This is a genomic window from Leifsonia sp. EB34, assembly GCF_041260585.1.
Lineage (GTDB): Bacteria > Actinomycetota > Actinomycetes > Actinomycetales > Microbacteriaceae > Leifsonia.
In genome coordinates, this window is record NZ_JBGCCV010000001.1 from 1,679,044 (window position 1) to 1,698,305 (window position 19,262).

At 71.9% G+C, this 19,262-nt stretch carries 24 protein-coding genes; 17 read left to right on the forward strand and 7 right to left on the reverse strand.

Features of this window, described 5'->3' with window-relative positions:
• Positions 1 to 39 precede the first annotated feature (39 nt).
• Positions 40 to 396 (forward strand): FHA domain-containing protein, encoded by a 357-nt coding sequence (locus ABIA36_RS08130; protein WP_369961784.1) that lies wholly within the window; start codon positions 40 to 42, stop codon positions 394 to 396.
• A gap of 37 nt (positions 397 to 433) precedes the next feature.
• Here ABIA36_RS08130 and ABIA36_RS08135 read toward each other — a convergent pair whose 3' ends face one another.
• Positions 434 to 952: a hypothetical protein gene (locus tag ABIA36_RS08135; protein WP_369961785.1), complete on the reverse strand. Its 519-nt coding sequence runs from the start codon at positions 950 to 952 to the stop codon at positions 434 to 436.
• A 23-nt stretch (positions 953 to 975) separates the two neighbouring features.
• The gene (locus tag ABIA36_RS08140; RefSeq protein WP_369961786.1) at positions 976 to 1,389 is read right to left on the reverse strand and encodes a DUF4383 domain-containing protein; all 414 of its coding nucleotides are present in this window, start codon (positions 1,387 to 1,389) and stop codon (positions 976 to 978) included.
• A gap of 201 nt (positions 1,390 to 1,590) precedes the next feature.
• Here ABIA36_RS08140 and ABIA36_RS08145 point away from each other — a divergent pair, with 201 nt between their 5' ends.
• Complete coding sequence (locus ABIA36_RS08145) at positions 1,591 to 2,838, forward strand: serine hydrolase domain-containing protein (protein WP_369961787.1); 1,248 nt, start codon at positions 1,591 to 1,593, stop codon at positions 2,836 to 2,838.
• A 215-nt stretch (positions 2,839 to 3,053) separates the two neighbouring features.
• Positions 3,054 to 3,845 carry a sigma-70 family RNA polymerase sigma factor gene (locus tag ABIA36_RS08150; protein ID WP_369961788.1) on the forward strand — a complete coding sequence of 264 codons (792 nt, stop codon included), beginning with the start codon at positions 3,054 to 3,056 and terminating at the stop codon, positions 3,843 to 3,845.
• A 7-nt stretch (positions 3,846 to 3,852) separates the two neighbouring features.
• Here the strand turns inward: ABIA36_RS08150 and ABIA36_RS08155 are convergent, their stop codons facing one another.
• From ABIA36_RS08155 to flgN, 5 genes are all read right to left on the reverse strand, one after another.
• Positions 3,853 to 4,284: a flagellar protein FlgN gene (locus ABIA36_RS08155; protein ID WP_369961789.1), complete on the reverse strand. Its 432-nt coding sequence runs from the start codon at positions 4,282 to 4,284 to the stop codon at positions 3,853 to 3,855.
• Positions 4,285 to 4,417: 133 nt separating this feature from the next.
• Positions 4,418 to 4,774 (reverse strand): flagellar assembly protein FliW, encoded by a 357-nt coding sequence (locus ABIA36_RS08160; protein WP_369961790.1) that lies wholly within the window; start codon positions 4,772 to 4,774, stop codon positions 4,418 to 4,420.
• On the reverse strand, positions 4,771 to 5,655 hold the full coding sequence (gene flgL / locus ABIA36_RS08165; RefSeq protein WP_369961791.1) for a flagellar hook-associated protein FlgL: 885 nt from the start codon (positions 5,653 to 5,655) through the stop codon (positions 4,771 to 4,773). The genes ABIA36_RS08160 and flgL overlap by 4 nt, the downstream gene beginning before the upstream one ends.
• Before the next feature lie 7 nt (positions 5,656 to 5,662).
• Positions 5,663 to 7,093 (reverse strand): flagellar hook-associated protein FlgK, encoded by a 1,431-nt coding sequence (gene flgK / locus ABIA36_RS08170; RefSeq protein WP_369961792.1) that lies wholly within the window; start codon positions 7,091 to 7,093, stop codon positions 5,663 to 5,665.
• 9 nt (positions 7,094 to 7,102) lie between these two features.
• Complete coding sequence (flgN, locus tag ABIA36_RS08175; RefSeq protein WP_369961793.1) at positions 7,103 to 7,588, reverse strand: flagellar export chaperone FlgN; 486 nt, start codon at positions 7,586 to 7,588, stop codon at positions 7,103 to 7,105.
• Positions 7,589 to 7,813: 225 nt separating this feature from the next.
• Between flgN and ABIA36_RS08180 the strand changes: the two genes are divergently transcribed.
• From ABIA36_RS08180 to ABIA36_RS08245, 14 genes are all read left to right on the forward strand, one after another.
• Positions 7,814 to 8,635, forward strand: a complete 822-nt coding sequence (locus ABIA36_RS08180; protein ID WP_369961794.1) for a flagellin — start codon at positions 7,814 to 7,816, stop codon at positions 8,633 to 8,635.
• Positions 8,636 to 8,716: 81 nt separating this feature from the next.
• Positions 8,717 to 10,159, forward strand: coding sequence for a flagellar filament capping protein FliD (gene fliD, locus ABIA36_RS08185; protein ID WP_369961795.1), 1,443 nt, complete (start codon positions 8,717 to 8,719; stop codon positions 10,157 to 10,159).
• 38 nt (positions 10,160 to 10,197) lie between these two features.
• Positions 10,198 to 10,626: a flagellar export chaperone FliS gene (fliS, locus tag ABIA36_RS08190; protein ID WP_369961796.1), complete on the forward strand. Its 429-nt coding sequence runs from the start codon at positions 10,198 to 10,200 to the stop codon at positions 10,624 to 10,626.
• Positions 10,619 to 10,924 (forward strand): hypothetical protein, encoded by a 306-nt coding sequence (locus tag ABIA36_RS08195; protein WP_369961797.1) that lies wholly within the window; start codon positions 10,619 to 10,621, stop codon positions 10,922 to 10,924. Before fliS ends, ABIA36_RS08195 begins: the two co-directional genes overlap by 8 nt.
• A 112-nt stretch (positions 10,925 to 11,036) precedes the next feature.
• Positions 11,037 to 11,387 (forward strand): flagellar basal body rod protein FlgB, encoded by a 351-nt coding sequence (gene flgB, locus ABIA36_RS08200; protein ID WP_369961798.1) that lies wholly within the window; start codon positions 11,037 to 11,039, stop codon positions 11,385 to 11,387.
• Between the two features lie 2 nt (positions 11,388 to 11,389).
• Positions 11,390 to 11,782, forward strand: coding sequence for a flagellar basal body rod protein FlgC (locus tag ABIA36_RS08205; RefSeq protein ID WP_369961799.1), 393 nt, complete (start codon positions 11,390 to 11,392; stop codon positions 11,780 to 11,782).
• Positions 11,782 to 12,090 carry a flagellar hook-basal body complex protein FliE gene (locus ABIA36_RS08210; protein WP_369961800.1) on the forward strand — a complete coding sequence of 103 codons (309 nt, stop codon included), beginning with the start codon at positions 11,782 to 11,784 and terminating at the stop codon, positions 12,088 to 12,090. The genes ABIA36_RS08205 and ABIA36_RS08210 overlap by 1 nt, the downstream gene beginning before the upstream one ends.
• Positions 12,091 to 13,689, forward strand: coding sequence for a flagellar basal-body MS-ring/collar protein FliF (gene fliF / locus ABIA36_RS08215; protein ID WP_369961801.1), 1,599 nt, complete (start codon positions 12,091 to 12,093; stop codon positions 13,687 to 13,689). It begins immediately after the preceding gene.
• Positions 13,686 to 14,708, forward strand: a complete 1,023-nt coding sequence (fliG, locus tag ABIA36_RS08220) for a flagellar motor switch protein FliG (protein WP_369961802.1) — start codon at positions 13,686 to 13,688, stop codon at positions 14,706 to 14,708. The genes fliF and fliG overlap by 4 nt, the downstream gene beginning before the upstream one ends.
• Complete coding sequence (locus ABIA36_RS08225; RefSeq protein WP_369961803.1) at positions 14,698 to 15,312, forward strand: FliH/SctL family protein; 615 nt, start codon at positions 14,698 to 14,700, stop codon at positions 15,310 to 15,312. Before fliG ends, ABIA36_RS08225 begins: the two co-directional genes overlap by 11 nt.
• Positions 15,309 to 16,637 (forward strand): FliI/YscN family ATPase, encoded by a 1,329-nt coding sequence (locus ABIA36_RS08230; RefSeq protein ID WP_369961804.1) that lies wholly within the window; start codon positions 15,309 to 15,311, stop codon positions 16,635 to 16,637. Before ABIA36_RS08225 ends, ABIA36_RS08230 begins: the two co-directional genes overlap by 4 nt.
• The gene (locus ABIA36_RS08235) at positions 16,634 to 17,062 is read left to right on the forward strand and encodes a flagellar export protein FliJ (protein WP_369961805.1); all 429 of its coding nucleotides are present in this window, start codon (positions 16,634 to 16,636) and stop codon (positions 17,060 to 17,062) included. The genes ABIA36_RS08230 and ABIA36_RS08235 overlap by 4 nt, the downstream gene beginning before the upstream one ends.
• The gene (locus ABIA36_RS08240) at positions 17,059 to 17,907 is read left to right on the forward strand and encodes a C40 family peptidase (RefSeq protein ID WP_369961806.1); all 849 of its coding nucleotides are present in this window, start codon (positions 17,059 to 17,061) and stop codon (positions 17,905 to 17,907) included. Before ABIA36_RS08235 ends, ABIA36_RS08240 begins: the two co-directional genes overlap by 4 nt.
• Entirely contained in the window at positions 17,904 to 19,253 is a 1,350-nt protein-coding gene (locus ABIA36_RS08245) for a flagellar hook-length control protein FliK (RefSeq protein WP_369961807.1), read from the forward strand. Before ABIA36_RS08240 ends, ABIA36_RS08245 begins: the two co-directional genes overlap by 4 nt.
• The last annotated feature ends 9 nt before the right edge of the window (positions 19,254 to 19,262 follow it).

Sequence of the window (19,262 nt, forward strand, 5' to 3'; positions counted from 1 at the left end):
CGAGGCGCTTTTCGGGTGCGCCGACGAGAGGAGACGCCGATGGCGGTCATGTTCGCACTGGAGTTGAGCGACGGGCAGCACGTCGAGACGTCGGGCAACGGCGTGATCGGACGCAATCCGGCCTCCCACACGCCGGGGACCGAGTTCGACGACCCCGCGCACGTCGAGCTGGTGACCGTGGCGGACGACGCCAAGTCGGTCTCCCGCGCGCACCTCGCGTTCGGGCAGTACGACGGGATCTTCTGGGTGATGGACCTCGGCTCCGCCAACGGCACCACGATCACCTATCCGGGCGAAGGCACCTTCGCCTGCGATCCGAACACCCGGCACGAGGTCGACCCGGGGTCGATCGTGCGGTTCGGGAACGCGTCGTTCGCGCTGAGCCGGCGGAGCTGAGCCGGCGGGCCTGAGCGCGGCTTGAGTCGTACCGGGCTCAGTGGTGGTGGTGCACCGTCACCGCCGCGACTCCGGCGTCGGTGGCCCCGAGCGCGGGGATGGTCACCGCGCAGACCGCGCACGCGCTGAGCGCGAGCGCCGTGACGAACCGGAGGGCGTCGCTCCCCGGCCGTGCGGGCCGGCCGCGCCGCAGGACGACCGCGGCGACCGCCGCCACGACGACGTCGAGCAGCGATGCCACGCCCATCGGCAGGAAGGGAAGCGTGAGCACCGTGCCCGACGTCGCCGTGGCGCCGGCCGTGGCGAGCGCGGCCCAGATCCCGAGCGGCGCCAGCGCCAGCGCGGGGATCAGGCCGAACAGGGGAGGCCGCTCGCGGGCCAGGGTGAGCACCGCCCAGGCCAGCTCGGCGGCGGCGATCGCAACGAGCAGCGCGAGCAGCGGGAGAGGTGCGCTGGGGGCCAGTGCCGCGTGAAGCAGCCCGGCCCCCAGCGCGGCCACGGCGAGGAAGGCCCTGATCGCCGGGGCGACCGGGGCTGACCCCTTCATCCTGCTCATGGGAAGCGCCGTGGCCCAGCCGGTCAGACGGTCGCCGAGGAGGCGCGCACAGTCCGCTCGGCGCCGAGACCGACACCGAGGAGCACGATCGCGCTCACCAAGTGGAGGAAGTGGTCGGGAGTGTTCAGCGCGAGGATGTTCGCGCCGGTCCCGACGAGGAAGAAGCCGACGATGCCCAGGAGCAGGTAGACCGCGCCGACGGTCGTGTTGACGGCCTTGGCGGCGGCGACCCTGGTCAGGCCGGCGATGAGCAGCGCCGCGCCGATCAGCAGGTGGGCCACGTTGTGCAGCGGGTTGACCTCGAAGATGCCGAGGATGAGTCCGCCCTGGGTGGCCACGAAGCCGACGCCGCCGGTGAAGGCGAAGCCGAGCAGGCCGACGAGCAGGTAGACGGCGCCGAAGATGGTGGCGACGAGGCGGTTCGGTGATGTGCGCATGAGTCGTTCCTCCTTGGAAGACGGCGCGCGGCATGCGCGCCTCATCCAAACATTCGGGGCGGTCGGCCGATCGGATTGGACACGGAATCCGGGGACTCCGCGCGGGGGTCGCCGCGGGCTACAATCGCAGCCACAGAGGGGCGTCGGGGGGATGCGATGGGACGTCGGACCGGTCTGGGAGGTCGGAGCAGCCTGCGCAGAATGGTCTTCGCGGCGTCCGCCGCCGCGCTTGCCCTCACCCTCGCCGCGTGCGGCAACGCCGGCGTGAACCCCGACTTCCCGCCGCAGCAGCAGCGCGCCCTCCCGTCGGCGACGGTGACCAGGCTCACGGCGGCGGTGACGGACGCGGTCGCGCTCTCCGGCGGGTCGGCCGCCCTCGTCGGGGTGTGGGCGCCGTGGGCGGGGAGCTGGACGGCCGCGATCGGCACCACGACGCGCGGCGGGTCCGCGCCGGTCGCTCCGGCGATGACCTTCCGGGTGGGCCAGCTCACCACCGCGATGACCTGCACGGTGCTCCTGGAGCTGGTCGACCAGGACGTGGTGGGGCTCGACGATCCAGTCTCGAAGTGGGTGCCCGGCCTGGTGGGCGTCGACGGCGTGACGCTGCGGGAGCTCTGCCAGAACACCTCAGGGATCGGGGACTACGCGTCGGCGCTGCACGGTGTGTTCCTCGCCAACCCGCAACGCTACTGGCCGCCGCTCGAGCTGGTGAGCGACGGCGTCGCGATGGCGCGCACGGGCCAGCCGGGTGCGAAGTACAGCCCGTCGCAGACGAACGCGCTGCTGCTCGGGATGGCGCTGCAGAACGCGGCGGGCCGCAACGCGGAGCAGCTCTATCAGAGCTACGTGTTCGGCCGGCTCGGGATGGCCGCGAGCGTGCTCCCGGACGACAGCGTCCTCACGGTGCCCGGCCCGCATCCCGCCGGCTACGTCGCTCCGCTCGACGCCAGCGGGGCACCCGTGTGCGACAAGCCGCAGGACATCACCGCGCTCTCGCCCTCCCTGGGCTGGACGGCCGCGGGCGTCGTCTCGAACGTCGACGACCTCAAGGTGTTCGCGCAGGCCCTCGCCAGCGGGTCCCTGCTGAGCAGCAGCTCGGCGGACGCGCAGGCGAAGACGGTCAGCGCGGGCGCGTCCTGGCTGAGCTACGGCCTCGGCATGCAGGTCGTCGGACCGCTCCGCGGCGCGTCGGGCGCCGTCCCCGGCTACCTGTCGGCGATGTACGCGGACCCGTCGTCGGGGCTGACCATCGTCGTGGCGCTCAACGACTCCACGCCGGGCGCGGGCTTCGCGCAGGCGCTGGCCCAGCGGCTGGCGTCGATCGTGTCGAAGGTCCCGGCCGTGCAGAAGGGCGCGAAGGTCGTCGCGTCCCTGCCCTGGTCGGAGGACCAGGCCGCCGCCGCCATGAAGGCCGCCGCGCCCTGTCCGACGAAGCCCGCCGCCGGCTGACCGGCGGAGCATAGCGGACGGCTGCGCCATTGCAATGCATTCATTTGTCACCCGACTTGGGTCGTTACAGCATGCATGTCGCCCGGCTAATTTCAAGAGTGCCGAAGCGTCTACCCCTTATCGGGCGCGGCGGTGAAACAGCGCACCCGAGCGTGATTGCATCAACCGACACCCGTCGCGGTCCCGCCCTAGGACCGCGAACGACTGAGGAACACGTGAACACACACTCGCGCGATCAGCTCGTCATCGAGCACCTGCCGCTGGTCGGCTACATCGTCTCCGACCTCTGCAACCGCGGCACCCATCTCGACCGGGACGAGCTCGCCTCGGCCGGGCAGTTCGCCCTGTTCCAGGCCTCACGCTCGTTCGACCCCGACCGCGGCGTGCCGTTCGGCGCGTACGCACGCGCCCGCATCACCGGAGCCCTGGCCGACGAGCTGCGCTCGCAGGACTGGGTCTCCCGCGGCACCCGCAAGAAGATCAAGGAGACGCTGGCGATCCGGGACGGGCTCTACCAGACCCTCGGCCGGACCCCGACCATCGACGAGATGGCCGTCTCCCTCGGCGTGGACCGCGCGACGATCGCCGCCACGCTCCGCGAGTCCGCGACGGGCCCCGTCGCGATCGAGGAGCGGTCGGAGGAGCTGGTCTCGGCGATCCTCGGCCCCGAGGAGTCGGCGGAGACGTCGGAGCGCGAGACGTTCCTGCGCGCGGCGGTGGAGGCCCTCCCCGAGCGGCTGCACCTGATCGTCACCCGGCTCTTCTTCGAGGACCAGCAGGTCAAGGACGTGGCCGCCGAGCTCGGCGTCACGCACGCGGCCGTGTCGCTGGCGCGGACCGAGGCCATGAAGCTGCTGCACGAAGGCTGGCTCCTGCACTTCGACCGCGACGCCGGCGTGCTCCCGCTGCCCGACCGGAACCCCCGGACGAAGCGGTCCGCTTATCTCGCCAAGCTCGCGGAGTTCACCGCGCACCCGGCCACGGCGACCCAGCGGGTCACCGCCTGACCGACCGTCAGAGGACGGTGTCGATCAGCCGGGCGGTCTGCTCCGTGTGATCGATCTCGCCGTTCGCGCGGTAGGTGGCGTTCGTCTGCGCCCGCACCTCGCGGATCTCGGTGATGACGTCGACCAGGGCGCGCAGGTGGTCGGTGAAGATCTCGGCCCACATCGGGCTCGGCGCGCCTTCCGCGAGGTCGCGCAGGAGGGCGCCGCGAGGAAGGCCCCAGGACTCGCCCAGGCTCGAGATCGCGACGGCGGTCGACAGGCTGGACTTGCCGAGGCGTGCGGTGACAACGTCGATCTCGCGGGCGGCGTGTGCGAGCCAGCGGGTCATCCCCGCCGTGCGCAGGAGCCGCTCCTCCTCGTACTTGAAGAGCAGCATCTCCAGGAGCTCCCGCTGCCGCCAGAGCTGCGCCGTCAGCTCGTTGGCCTCGTTCGTCGTCATCGGCAGTTCCATTCGTGAAGCGCACGTCGGGTGGTCGGCCCCAGTGGGGCCGCGTTGCATACACCATACTTGCCGTCCCGGTGCGAACCGAGCGTGGCGTGTGGCGGAATCTTTCGCCGCGGGGTGGCGACTTTCAGGCCGTCCGGCGCAGCGGTACCTGTACCCGTTCGATGTCGTCCGTGGCGATCACCTGCGCGCCGGTGCGCGTGACCGGGTCGATGAAGATGGGCGCGAGGAGGTTGACGCTCACCCCGTCCGCGTGCGGCGTCACCACCACGAAGACGCCGGACTCCCGGTGCGCGGGGTGGTCGAGCTCGCCCACGTAGTCCGGCAGGTAGGCGGCCGCGTCGACCACGAAGAGCCGGATCGCGGGCTGCTCGCTGGCCCGGAGGGTGTAGGTGTCGCGCGCGCCGTCGAGCGGCGCGAAGTCGTACTCGGTGAACGACCCGAGACCGGCGAGCGGTTCCTGGAAGCTGATCTGCACTGTCATCTGAGGTAGTCCATCAAGGTCGGCTGGATGCTTTTGGCGGTGACGGCCAGGGCCGTCTGGTAGGCGACCTGCTGCGTCTGCATCTCCAGGATGGCATGCGCGGCGTCCACGTTCTGGATCCCGTTCTGCGCGGTCTGGAGCGTCGTCGCCTGCGTGGTCAGCGCCGAGGTCGCCCCGGTGAGCTGGTTCTGCGCGCTGCCGACGGTCGCTTCGGCGCCGCGGATGTTCGCGGCGACGGCGTCGATGGAGGCGAGCTGGGCACTCACGTTCCCTCCGCTGCTCACGGTGCCGGCGATCGAGTCGATCAGCGCGAAGACCGAGGACGATCCGCTGCCGAGCACCGACGAGCCGTCGACGTCGACGCGCACCGTCGAGTCCGCTCCGACGCGCCGGTTCACGGAGGACCCGGCCGTGCCGTTGAAGGAGTAGTCGGGGTTGAAGGCGCTGCCGGAGTCGGAGGTGCCGGCGAAGACGCTGCGGCCCTGGTACTGGGTGTTCGCCAGCGTCAGCAAGGTCTGCTTCAGCGACTGGAGCTGAGTGGCGATGGCGGTGCGCGATGCCGGGTTCTGCGTGGCCGTGTTGGCCGCCTGCACCGTCAGGTCGCGCACCTGGTTGAGCGTGTCGTTCATCGACGAAAGGGCCGTGCCCGCGGTGGCGAGCCAGGCAGCGCCGTCGCCGGCGTTCCGCTGGTACTGGGTGTTCTGCGCGAGCTGGCGCTGCAGGTCGAGCAGGGTCGCCGCGCCCGCCGGGTCGTCCGACGGCTTGCTGATGGCGAGTCCGCTGGCCACCTGCTCGTCGAGCTGGTTGAGCCGCTGCGCGCTGAGCTGGATGTTGCGCTGGGCCGACGCGAGCTGCGTCGACTCGGTGATGCGGAATGACATGTTCGACCTATCCCAATCCGACGAGTCCGGTGTGGTTGATGAGCTGATCGAGGACGGAGTCCAGAGCGGTCATCACACGTGCAGAGCCCTGGTAGGCGTGCTGGTACGCGATCAGGTTCATGTTCTCCTCGTCGAGGCTGACCGACTCCTGCGAGGACTGCGCGTTCGTCGCGGCGGCCTGGGCGCTCTGATCGAGCGTGGACTGCTGCGTCGCGTTGCTGGTCGCCGTGCCGAGCGCGATGACCCCCGTGGCCCAGGCGACGTCGGGCGAGCCAGCGCCGACGCCGAGTCGGCCGATGGCGTCGGCGATCGACCCGTCCACCGCGCCGGCGCCGGGTGCCGCGACCGCGACGCCGGAGGGGTCGGTCGCGAGCACGCTCAGTCCGAGTGCTGCCGGGCCGGTGGCCGACATCCCGAAGAACGCGACGTTCGTGGCGCCGCTGGAGGTCGTCCCCGTGACGCTGACGGCGTTCACCTGCTGGGCGAGGGAGGTCGCGAGGGTGTTGAGCTTCGCCGCGGTCTCCGCGATGGCGCCGCCGTTGCCGGCGGCGGTGGCGGGCGCGAGGAGCGCGAGGTCGCCCGCGACCGTGCCGGAGCTGAGCGTGACCGGCCCGGCGCCGTCGGACCACTGCACTCCGGCGGGCGACGTCGCGGCGCCCTCCATCGTCGTCGATCCGGTGACCGTGAGCGACCGGGCGACCGTGCCCTGGACCAGGTTCGCCCCGCCGATGCTCACGGTCACGGTCTGGTCGGCGTTGTTCACGACGGCCGCGCCGGAGAGCGACGCGAGCCCGGACAGGAGGGTGCTGCGCTGGGTGACGAGGGCGTTCACGTCGCCGCCCGAGGCCGCGATCGAGCGGATCTGGCCGTTGAGCTGGGCGACCTTGGCCGCGTCGGAGTTCACTTGGGCGGTCGCGGTGGCCAGGTCCTGCTGGGTCTGCGACCACTGCGACTGCACCGAGCGGTAGGCGGTGGCGATCTGCCCGACGAGGGAGCCCGCCTTGCCCAGCAGGGCGGCGACGGGAGCGGCCGCACCCGGCTGGTTGGAGACGTCCTGCCAGGCCGACCAGAACTTCGAGAGCGATCCGGAGATGGCGTCGCCGTTCGGCTCGCCGAGGGTCGACTCGAGGGCGCTCAGCCCCGAGGCCGTCACGCCGCTGTAGCCGGCGGCGGCGCCGGCGGACCGGGCCTGGGCGTCCAGCAGCACCGAGCCGAGCTGGATGACGCCGGCCACACGCACGCCCTGGCCCGCGGTCGGCGGCTGCGCGAACGGGCCGACCTGGGCGGGGCCCCCGACGGCCTGGAGGTCGACCTGCTGGCGGACGTAGCCCGGGGTGGTGGAGTTGGCGATGTTGTCGCCGGTGACCTCGATGCCCGCCTGGGCGGCGGCGAGGCCCGAGAAGGCGGTGTTGAGGGAGCCGAGAAGGTTGCCGGACACTGTCGTCTCCTACAGCGTCGCGTCGACGAGGCGGGCGCGTGCAGAGGGCAGGTCCGTGGTCCCGTCGGAGGTGTAGACCGACGCGCCGTCGGCAACGGCGTCGAAGGTGTCCTGGGCGGCGCGGAGCGCGTTCCGCAGCAGTCGGTCGTTGCCGGCACGCACCGTGCGGATCTCCCGGGTCAGCGAGACGAGCGCCTCCAGGTGCGCGGCGAAGATGCCCTGCCAGGCCCCCTCGGGGGCGCCGGCCGCGAGCTCGCGCAGCCGGGTGTCCGCGGGGAGGTCCCACTCGATCGCCAGCGCGGACGCGGCGACGCTCATCGACAGGGTGGCGGTGCGGAGCCGCTCGATCACGACCTCGGCCTCGCGGGTGGCGTGGGGCACCCAGCGGGCCCTGCCGGAGGCGAGCAGCAACTGCTCGACCTCGAATTTGTAGAGCAGCAGCTCCAGGAGCTCTCTCTGACGCCAGAGCTCATTCGATAGTTCGTTGGCGCCCACCGCGCTCCCACGCTCCCATCAGCCATCCATAGCAAGGGGCACACACGTTGTCTGCCGTACCTTCCGCTATCGGCAGGAACGGGCCGCGTGTAAGCATTTCGGGGGACACGGAGAAGATTTCGATCAGGTGCTTACATCCCCGGCCGAGCTGCCGATAACACCATTCGTCGGCCCACGGATGGACCGGCTCTGCACACTCTCACGGAGGAATCGAACATCATGGCTATGACCATCAACACCAACCTGAGCGCCCTGTCGGTCACGAACTCGCTCAACCTCAACCAGGCCGCTCTGCAGAACAGCATGAACAAGCTGTCGTCGGGCTCGCAGCTCAACACGGCTGCCGACAACCCGGCCGGCCTGGCGATCTCGCAGGGCCTGCAGGCGCAGATCGGCGGCCTCAACCAGGCCGCGCAGAACACCGCTAGCGGCATCAACCTGATCCAGACCGCCTCCGGCGCTCTGTCCCAGGTGTCGAACATCCTGCAGACGATCAACAGCCTCGCCGTCCAGGCCGCGAACGACACGAACAACACCCTGTCGCGCACGGACATCCAGACGCAGGTCACGGCACTCGCCGGTGCTCTCACGCAGATCGGTACGGGGACGAACTTCAACGGCGTCGCCCTTCTCGATGGCACCGCTACCGCGCTGAACTTCCAGACCGGTGCCAACAACACTGACTCGGTGACGCTGGACCTCAGCACGGCCAACGTCAAGACGATCGCCACCAATGTGGCAGCTCTGAAGTTCGACAACGCGACCGACGCTCAGGCCTCGATCACCGCGATCCAGACTCAGATCCAGACCGTGTCGACCGCGCAGGCCACCCTCGGCGCGACCCAGAACGTTCTGACGGCGACCGCGCAGAACATCGCGGTCAACTCGCAGAACCTGACGGCCGCCAACTCGCAGATCGCGGACACCGACATGGCGTCCGAGATGGCGAAGTACAGCAAGGAGAACGTGCTCATGCAGGCCGGCACCGCGATGCTCTCGCAGGCCAACCAGCAGAGCCAGCTCATCCTCAAGCTGCTCCAGGGCTGACGCCCTCAGGCGGGCGGCAACGGATTCGGGTTCCGTCGCCGCCCGCCCCCAGCACCCTGAACGCGGATCGGAGGAATTCGGATGAGCTCAGTCGGCACCATCTCACTGCCCTCCCTCGGCGTGGGGAGCAACGGCCAGGTCACGGTCTCCAACCTGGTCAACAACCTCGACCCCACGGCCATCGTGAACGCCCTGATGACCGCGGAGGCCATCCCGCAGACCCAGCTCCAGGCCAAGGTCAAGACGGAGCAGTCCACGCTCTCGGCCTTCCAGAACCTGAACGTGACGCTGCAGGCCCTGCAGACGAGCGCAGCAGGAGCCTCGGCCACGAACGGCCTCAACCTCCTCACCGTCTCCAGCACGGACTCGTCCGTCACGGCGACCGCGACCACCGCGGCGTCGCCGACCTCCTTCTCGCTGCAGGTCGACCAGGTGGCGCAGGCGCAGGTGTCCGTCACCGGAGTCATGACGACCTGGCCGGACAGCGGCGGCGCCATCACGGTCGTCGACTCCACCGGCGCGGCGCACGGCATCACGGCCGCGTCCTCGAGCATCTCGGACGTGGTCGCCGCCATCAACGCCGCCGGCGCCGGCGTCACCGCCGCACAGGTCGCCTCGGGCACCGACGCCTCGGGCAACCCGCAGTACCGGCTTCAGCTCACCTCCACGCAGACCGGCGCCGCCGCTGCGTTCCAGGTCTACGCCGGAACCAGCGCCGCCTACACGGCCGGCACCGCCACGAACATGCTCACCCAGGCCGGCGCCGCCACCGTCACCGCCGCCCAGGACGCGACCGTCACCCTCTGGCCGGGCACCGCCGCGGCGCAGACGGTCTCGTCGTCCACCGACACGTTCGCGAACCTCGTGCAGGGCGTCACCGTCACGGTCGCGAAGCCGACCGCCGCCCCGGTGACGCTCACTTCCACGATGGACAAGGCCAGCATCACCTCCACAGCGTCCTCCCTGGTCTCGGGCGTGAACACGCTGCTCTCGTACATCTCGCAGCAGTCCGCCGTCAGCACCACGCAGAACACCGACGGCTCCAGCACGACGACCGCCGGGACGTTCACGGGCAGCCTCCTCATCCAGGGTGTGTACCGCGGCCTGCAGTCCGCGGTCTCAGCCCCGGTCGGTTCCGGCGGCACCATCTCTCCCGCGACCTACGGCATCGCGATCCAGTCCGACGGGTCGATCAAGTTCGACAGCGCGAAGTTCCAGGCCGCCCTCGCGAGCGACCCCGCCGGCACCATCGCCGCCGTGCAGACGATCGCCTCCCGCGTGCAGGCCGTCAGCGCCACGGCCTCCGACCCGGTGACCGGCACCGTGACGGCGGCCATCACGTCCCAGCAGACCCAGATCTCCAACGACCAGTCGGGCGTGAGCAACTGGACGACGATGCTCGCGGCCAAGCGCAAGCTGCTGACGGCGCAGTACACGGCCCTCGTGACGACGCTCGGCCAGCTCCAGAACGAGCAGAACTACCTGACCCAGCAGATCGACGCGATGAACCCGTCATCGCACTGACGCCGCCGGACTCTCCAGAGAAAGCACAAAGGACCGACATGCCTACAGCGGCACAGACCTACCGCGACAACGCCATCCTCTCCGCGTCGCCGTCGCGGCTGCTCACCATGCTGTACGACCGGCTGCTGCTCGACCTGAACACGGCGAAGGACGCGCTCGACGCCGGTGACCTCGCGGTCGCCGACTACCGGCTCACCCACGCGGTCGAGATCCTCAGCGCGCTGGCGCAGTCGCTGCGCCTGGACGTCTGGGACGCCGCCGAGGGCCTCCTCGGCCTCTACATCTACATCTCGAACGCTCTCGTCCACTGCCGGGTGACCCGGGACGTCGCGCTCGTCATCGAGGCGATCGCGCTGCTGGAGCCGCTGCGCCAGGCGTGGCACCAGGCGGCGGACTCGCTGTCGTCGGGGACCTCGTGGGAGCTCGACTCCGCGGACGACAACAGCGAGGTCGTCGCCATTGCCTGAACCGCTCGACGTCGCTGCCGACAGCGCGTGGACCGCGGCCCTCAACGAGCTGGAGGCGCGCGCCGCGCAGGCGGCCGGCCCGGCGGGACTCGAGCCGTGGCGCGCCGTCGCGCCCCTCCCCGCGCTGCCGGCGGCGCTCGCCGATCGCGCGCGGGCGGTGCAGGCTACCCAGCAGCGCGCGATCGACGGGCTGCGCGAGCAGCAGGCACGGATCCGCGGCGAGTTGGCGTCGCTGGGCAGCGTCCAGCCGCCGCGTTCGGAGGGCGAACCTCCGCTTTATCTCGATCTGATCGGCTAGAACGCTTACGCGCTCGCCCTTCCTGCCGATAGGCCCCTATGAGCACGGATCGCTCGCCGCAGGCCACGGATCGGCCTCCTCCTGGGAATTTCCACGATTCATGAGGTGAGCCTTGCTCGATTCCGTGACGATGAACGCGATGCACTCCGCCCTCGACGGCTACGCCGCGGCGCAGACCGCGATCTCGAACAACATCGCGAACATCAATACGCCCGGCTACCACGCCCAGGTCGTCGACTTCGCGTCGGCCCTCGAGAAGTCGGTGGCGGCCCACAGCGGACAGCTTCCGGCGTCCGCCATCGCGCCGACGACGAGCATGGACCCGACCCGGCTCAACGGCAACAACGTGTCGCTCGAGCAGGAGACCCTCGCCGAGGTCAGCAACGGACTGAAGTTCCAGGCGGCCTCGCAGGCGATGTCCCAGCAGTTCAGCGAGCTGCGCGCGGCTGCGACGGTGAACTGAGCATGGGCTACGACGCCATCGGCATCTCCAGCACGGGGATGACCCTCAACCAGACCTGGCTCGACTCGATCAGCGACAACCTCGCGAACATCAACGACACCACGTCGCCGAGCAACCCCGCTTTCCAGGAGCGCTTCGTCCAGGCCCAGGCCAACCCCGGCATGAACGGCGTCTCGATCGGTGGAGTGGCGTTCGGCTCGGCCGCGGGCCAGCTCGTCTACTCCCCCGGCGACCCGAACGCGGACTCGCAGGGCTACGTGAAGAAGACCACCATCGACATGGCGAGCCAGATGACCGACCTGATCGAGGCGCAGCGCGCCTACCAGGCGAACTCGAACGCGGTGAACGCCGCGAAGGACATGTACCAGTCGGCCCTCCAGATCGGAGCCAAGTGATGAGCATCCCGGCCATCGGAGCACTCTCGCTCGGATCCGTCCAACAGCCGACTCCGCCCGTCGCTCCCGCGTCCTCCGGGTCGGGCGCCGGCGGCTTCGGCGCCGCGCTGACCGGAGCGGTGAACAACCTGCAGCAGCTCCAGAGCACGTCCGACGCCGCGAACGTGAAGGCGGTCACCGGCAACCTGAACGACATCCAGGACGCGACCGTCGCCGCGGCCCGCGTGCAGACCACCGTGCAGCTCATGGCGACGCTGCGCAACCAGGCCGTGGACGCGTTCAACACCATCATGCGGATGGGGGGCTAGGTGCCGGCCCCGCTCCAGGCGTTCTTCAAGCGCGTCGGCACCACGGTCGCCGGCTTCAGCTTCGCGCAGAAGACCGTCTCCATCCTCGCGCTGCTCGTGCTCGCCCTGGGCATCACCGGCCTGTCGGTCTGGCTGAGCCAGCCGCAGTACGTGCCGCTGTTCAGCGGGATCTCCGCGTCCGACGCCTCGGCGATCACCACCCAGCTCCACACCGACAACGTGCCGTATCAGCTCACCGACGGCGGCAACACCATCCTCGTCCCCCAGGCGCAGGTCTACCAGGAGCGTCTGAAGGCGGCGGCGGCCAACCTCCCGGCGAGCAGCAACCAGGGCTACTCCCTGCTCGACAACATGGGGGTCACCACCTCCGAGTTCCAGCAGGACGTCACCTACAAGCGCGCGATGGAGGGCGAGCTCGCCAGCACGATCGACGCGATGCAGGGGGTCAAGACGGCCTCGGTGAAGCTCGCCATCCCGCAGCCGACGGTGTTCACCGACCAGGCGAAGGACCCGACGGCGAGCGTCTTCGTCGACGAGAGCGCCGGCACCACCCTGACCGCCGCGCAGGTGCAGGCGATCGTGCACCTGGTGTCGTCCTCGACCGTGGGGATGAAGCCGACCGACGTCTCCGTCATCGACGCCGCGGGCAACGTGCTCTCGTCCACCGACGGGGCCACCACGGGATCGACCGGGGACCAGGCGAAGGCCTACGACAGCAACGTCCAGGCCAGCGTGCAGTCGATGCTCGACAAGGTGCTCGGCCCGGGCAACTCGACGGTCGTCGTGAGCGCGCTGATGGACAACTCGACCTCCACGAAGACGAGCGACAGCTACAGCATCCCGACCGGGGCGCCCCAGTCGAGCTCGACCTCGCAGAAGGAGACCTACACCGGCACCGGGGCGGCGGCGCAGTCCGGCGTGCTCGGCACCAGCTCCACGACGAACGGAGTCGCGAACACCGCGGCGAACAGCGGCGGCAACGGCAGCTACAGCTCCGACAGCACCACGAGTGACAACGCACTGAACAAGACCAGCATCACCCAGCAGATCCCGGCGGGCGGCGTGCAGCGCCAGACCGTCTCGGTCGCGGTCGACAGCGGGGCGGCGAGCACGGCGGGCGTGAGCTCCAGCCAGCTCCAGCAGATGGTGGCCAACGCCGCCGGAGTCGACACCACCCGCGGCGACGCCGTGGGCGTGCAGCTCGTCAACTTCTCGCAGGCGAACGCGCAGGCGGCGAAGCAGGCCCTCGCACAGGCCGACGCGCAGGCCAAGCAGGCGCAGCTCGACACGTGGATCCGCACGGGCCTGATCGCCGCGGGCGTCCTGGTCGCGATGATCGTCGCGATCCTCGTCTTCCGCCGCCGCGGCAAGAAGGCGGAGGTCGACGACGGCTTCCAGTACGACGAGCTGGCCGCGCCGACCCTCGCCTTCACCCAGGTCACTCCGCCGACCGTGCCGCTGAAGACGCCTCCGCCGACTCCGGTCTCCCTCGAGGCGGAGCAGCGCAGGGCCGAGATCGAACAGCTCGCCGTGGACGACCCGCGGCGCGCGGCGGACTTCCTGCTCAGCCTCATGGGTGAGAAGGAGCCGACGCCGTGACCGACGCCAAGGTCGCCAACCTGACGGGCGCGCAGAAGGCCGCCCTGATCCTGATGAACCTGGATCAGGCGGCCGCCGCGCGCGTCATGCAGCAGTTCAGCGAGACGGAGTCGGCAGAGATCGCCGCTGAGATCGTCGCGCTCAACCGCGTCGACCGGACGCAGGCCGAGGCGGCGCTCGAGGAGTTCCACGAGCTCGCCGTGCGGCATCAGGCGCGCGTCAGCGGGGGTCGCAGCGCGGCCATCGGGCTGCTCGAAGCGTCCTTCGGCACCGAGCGCGCCGCGGGCGTCATGTCCCGCGTGGCGTCCTCGCTCGCCGGGCGTGCGTTCGAGTTCCTGGACACCGCCGAGCCCGCGCAGATCGCCCTGCTGCTCGACGGCGAGCTGTCGCAGACGATGGCCACCGTGCTGGCGCACCTGCGGGCGGACCAGGCGTCGCGGGTGCTCGCGGCGCTCAAGCCCGAGATCCGCACCGACGTGGCGCACTGCATCGCGACGATGGGCAGCGTCAGCCCCGAGGTCGCGCGGACCGTCGCCGACACGCTGCGCAGCCGCGCCGGCTCCGTCGTCAAGATCACGGGTCAGCAGGACGCCATCGGCGGAGTGCAGCCCCTGGTGGACATCATCAACCGCTCCAGCGTCGCCAACGAGCGCGCGCTCCTAGAGGAGCTGGACGAGCGCGACCCGGAGCTCGCCGCCGAGGTGCGCTCGCGGATGCTGACCTTCGCCGACATCGTGAAGCTGGAGCCGCGCGACGTCCAGCAGGTGCTGCGCGGCATCGACGTCTCCATGCTCGCCATCGCGATGAAGGGCTCCCCGGACGCGACCAGGGAGGTCATCCGCGCCAACCTCTCCGAGCGCAACCTCGAAGTGCTCGACGAGGAGTCGTCGGTGCTCGGCTCCATCCGGCTCTCCCGCGTCGAGGAGGCCAGGGCCGAGATCGTGCGTGCGATCCGCGACCTCGAGGCGGAGGGCCAGATCACGGTCCACCGCTCGGACGAGGACGAATATGTCGAATAGCGCGTTCGCCCCCGTGCGGTACCCCGAGGTCGGAGCAGCCGGCGCGCCCGTCGCGGCCGGCGCCGAGGGCGCCTCCAGCGCGCGGGCGCGCGGGTTCGCGGCCGGCTACGGCGAGGGCCTGCGCCGCGCGGAGGCCGAGCACGCGGAGGCCGAACGCGTTCGGCACGAGCAGTGGCTGGCGATGGCTGCCGAGGCCGAGGCCACGACCCGGCGGGCGGTGGCGGCGCTCGCCGCCGCAGCGGACGGTGTCCGCGCGCTCGCCGTGCCGGTCGTCGCCAGCGCCGACGAGGCACTCGTGGAGGCGGCCCTCGCGCTCGCCGAGGCCATCCTCCAGCGCGAGGTGGCCGAGGGGCACGTCGACGCGGCCGACGCGCTGCGCCGGGTCATCGCCGCCGCACCGGCCGGAGACCTGGTCTCGGTGCGGATGCACCCGGACGACGCCCGCCTCGTGGCGCAGGAGAACGACGCCTCCCCCGAGATCCTGCCCGACCCGTCCATCGCGCCAGGCGACGCGGTCGCGGTGCTGCGCGACGGCTGGCTGGACGCCCGCATCGACGCCGGCCTCGCGCGGGCGCGCACCGTCCTGAGGGGGGATCGCGCATGATCGGGTACGCACCGGGCGGCGCCCGGCTGGCGTCGGCCGTCCGCGCGGCCGCCCCGGAGCGGATCGGCCGCGTCGCCTCCGTCGTCGGGCTCGGTATCGAGGCGGCCGGGCTGGAGGGCGCGGTCGGCGACCTCGTGGCGATCGGCGAGCCCGGAGCGCAGACCGCGGCCCAGGTCGTGGCCGTGCGGCCGGGCCTGCTCACCTGCATGGTGCTGTCCGGGTCGGCGGCGCACCCCATCGGCACGCCCGTGCGTTCCGCGCCGGCCGCTCCCGCCGTCCCCGTGGGCGACGCGCTGCTCGGCCGGGTCATCGACGGGCTCGGCCGTCCCATCGACGGCAAAGGCCCGCTCCCGCCGACCCAGCATGTCGGGCTCGCCAACGTCGCGCCGGGGCCGCTGGAGCGCGCCAGGATCACGTCGCCGCTGCAGCTCGGCGTGCGCGCCCTTGACACCCTGGTGGCCACCGGCCGCGGGCAGCGGCTGGGCCTGTTCGCCGGCTCCGGCGTGGGCAAGTCGTCGCTGCTGTCGATGATCGCCCGCGGGACGGACGCCGAGGTGTCGGTGATCGCCCTGATCGGCGAGCGTGGCCGCGAGGTGCGCGAGTTCATCGAGGACGACCTCGGCGCGGAGGGGCTCGCCCGCTCGATCGTCGTGGTGTCGACCTCCGACGAGCCCGCCCTGATGCGGTTGCGGGCCTCCCTCGTCGCCACCCGGATCGCGGAATGGCACCGCGACCGCGGCCAGCACGTGGTGCTGATGATGGACTCGCTGACCCGCGTGGCGATGGCGCAGCGCGAGATCGGGCTCTCGGCCGGCGAGCCGCCGGCGACGCGCGGCTACCCGCCGTCGACGTTCTCCACGCTGGCCTCGCTCCTGGAGCGCTCCGGCGCGGCGGCCACCGGATCCATCACCGGGCTCTACACCGTCCTGGTCGACGGCGACGATCACAACGAGCCCATCGCCGACGCGGCACGCTCGATCCTCGACGGGCACGTCGTCCTCGACCGGGCGCTGGCGATCACGGGCCACTTCCCCTCGATCGACGTGCTGGGCTCGATCTCCCGGCTCGCGTCCAAGATCACCCCGCCGGACCGGCTGGCCGACGCGACGGCGCTCCGCGCGGTGCTCTCCGCTCGGCGGAGCGCTCAGGACCTGCTCGACGTCGGCGCGTACAAGCCGGGTGCGAACGCCCGGGTGGACGCGGCGGTGCGGTTCGAGGAGGCCATCGACGGCTTCCTCCGGCAGGGCATGGACCAGCGCTCCACCGCGGACGGCGCGTGGGATTCGCTCCGCGAGCTGACCCGAGCGTTCGGAGCGGCCGCATGAAGCGTTTCGGATTGGCGGGTCTGCTGCGCGTGCGCGACCTGGAGGAGCAGCGCGCGGCGGCGGAGCTCGCCGACGCGAACCGGGCGGTGGACGCCGTCCGCGCCCGCGGGGCCAGGACGCGCGCCTCGCTGGCCGGGGTCCGCTCGGACGCGGTCGACGCGGCGACACTCTCGGCCGTCGTGGCCGCCCGGGCGAGCGCGCAGGTGCTGCTCGGCGAGCTGTCCGCGCTGCACGAGCTCGCCTCGCGGGAGGCCGGGGAGGCCCGGTCGGCGCACGGCGCAGCGCGCGCGTCCGCCGTGTCGCTCGAGAAGCTGCGCCGCAGGCACACCGAGGCCGAGACCGCCCGGGAGTTGCGCGAGGAGCAGTCCGCCCTCGACGAGGTCGCCATCCAAGGCTGGCGCGAGAGCAGGAAGGACGCCCGATGAGCATCACGGAGGCCGTGGGCCGCATCCAGCAGATCGAGTCCCAGATGGTCCAGCTCGCGGGCGGGCAGCCGGCGCTGGCGACGCAGCCGACCCAGGCGACGCAGGGGACCCAGGCGTCCGCGTTCGCGATGTCGCTCGCCGCGGCGACCGGCGCGACCGGCGCGCACGTCACCCCGGCGGCCGGCCAGCAGGCGTCCAACGGGACCACCGGAGCGGACATCGTGGCGGACGCCCGCAAGTACCTCGGTGTCCCGTACGTCTTCGGCGGCACGACGAGCGCCGGCCTGGACTGCTCCGGCCTCGTCCAACGCGTCTACGGCGACATGGGCATCTCGCTCCCCCGGCTCGTCTCGGGCCAGTCGACGATCGGCCAGAGCGTTCCGTCGCTGGCCGACGCGCAGCCGGGCGACCTCATCGTCTGCAACGGCGGCGAGCACATCGTCATCTACGCGGGCAACGGGAAGATCATCCAGGCGCCCAAGCCGGGCGGCTCGGTGGAGGAGATGGACAACTGGATCTCGCCGTCGAACGTGGTGACCATCCGCCGGATCGTGCCGACGGCGACGTCGGCCGCTCCGGCGGCGGGGTCATCGGCTTCGTCGGCCGCCGCGCTGGCGACGCTGCTCGGGTCGAGCGGCGGGGCGTCGCTGGCGGGGCTGCTGGGGTCGCCCGGCGCGTCGTCGTCCTCATCCGCGCTGGCGACGCTGCTCGGGTCGAGTGGCGGGTCGTCGGTGCTCGGGCTGCTCGGGTCGAGCGGCGGGTCGTCGCTTTCGGGCCTCCTGGGCTCCGGAGGCGGCAGTGCGCTGGCGGCGTTGCTCGGTCAGAACTCGGGGACGAACTCGTGAGCGCGACCGTCTCAGGATTCGGCGCGGGCGTCGCCGCCCTCCTGGCGCCCCCGTCGCCCTCGGATCCTTCGTCGTCCGCCGGCGGCGCGACGGCGTTCGGCACGGCGCTGCTGTCCGCGCTGGCCGGCGACGCCGCGTCGACCGCGGCCGCTCCGGCAGACCCGGCGCCGTCCGCCGACGCGGGCACGACGGAGCCGGGCACTCCGGCGACGTCGCCCACGGCGCCGTCCGCTCCCGCGTCGCCGCTCGCTCCCGTGGCGTCGGCCCCTCCCGCCTTCCTCGGCGTCGCAGCACCGGTGCCGACCGCGCCGACCGCTCAGCCCGACGTCCCGGCGGCTGCGTCCGCGACGACACCGGACGGGGCCGACCACGGCAAGCCGGGCGCGCCGGGACGCGCGTCCGACGCGGGTCGCAGCCACGACGCCCCCTCCCCCGCCGTCGCCGACGTACTCGCCGCCGGTCAGTTCGCGGTGCAGCAGGCGCTCGCCGCCGCTCCGCTTCCTGTCGAGCCGCCGGCCGCCGCCGCTCCCGCGGACGCGCCTGCGGCCGCGCCCGGGTTAGCCACGGTCGACGCGCTGACCGCGCCCGCCGCGGCCCCTGCCGCCGCTCCGACTCCGTCCGCCGCTCCGGATGCGAGTGCGCAGCCCGTCGCGGCGGTCGCCTCCGGCGCCGGTGCGCAGCAATCCGCGGCGGCCCCCGTTGCCGCACCCGCCCGGCCGGCCCCCAAGGCGGCGTCCGCGCCGTCGGCCCCGAGCGGAGACACCGAGCCGGCCACGACTCCGGCGACGACGACACCCGTGCCGGCGCAGGCTCCCGCCGCACCGACGTTCGCGGCGGCGCTCGCCTCGGCAGCCCCGGCCGCACCCGCGGCCCCGGCACCCCCGCTCCAGCAGCAGCTCGCCCAGCCGGTGATGACCCTCGCCCGGCAGCCCGACGGCGACCACCTGGTGGTCGTGCGGGTCGCGCCCGACAACCTCGGCCCGGTCACGGTCCAGGCGCGGGTCAGCGACACGGGCGTCCACATCGAGCTGTTCGCGCCCAGCGACGCCGGACGGGACGCCATCCGGCAGATCCTCACGGAGCTGCGGCGCGACCTCAACGCCACGACGGCCAACGCCTCGGTCTCCGTGTCGGACCAGAACGCACCGGGCGCCGAGAGCGGCGGCGGAGGGCGGTCGCCGTGGACATCACCGGACGAGCGTGGGGCGACCGGGCGCGGATCGGCCACCCCGGACGGCCCGGCGGACGGTCCCGACGAGCAGTCCCCGGTCCGCGGCGTCGCCTCGGCCGGCCCTACCCAGCCTCGCGTCCTCCCCGGCGCCCGAACCCTCGACATCGTCGTCTGACCACGAAGG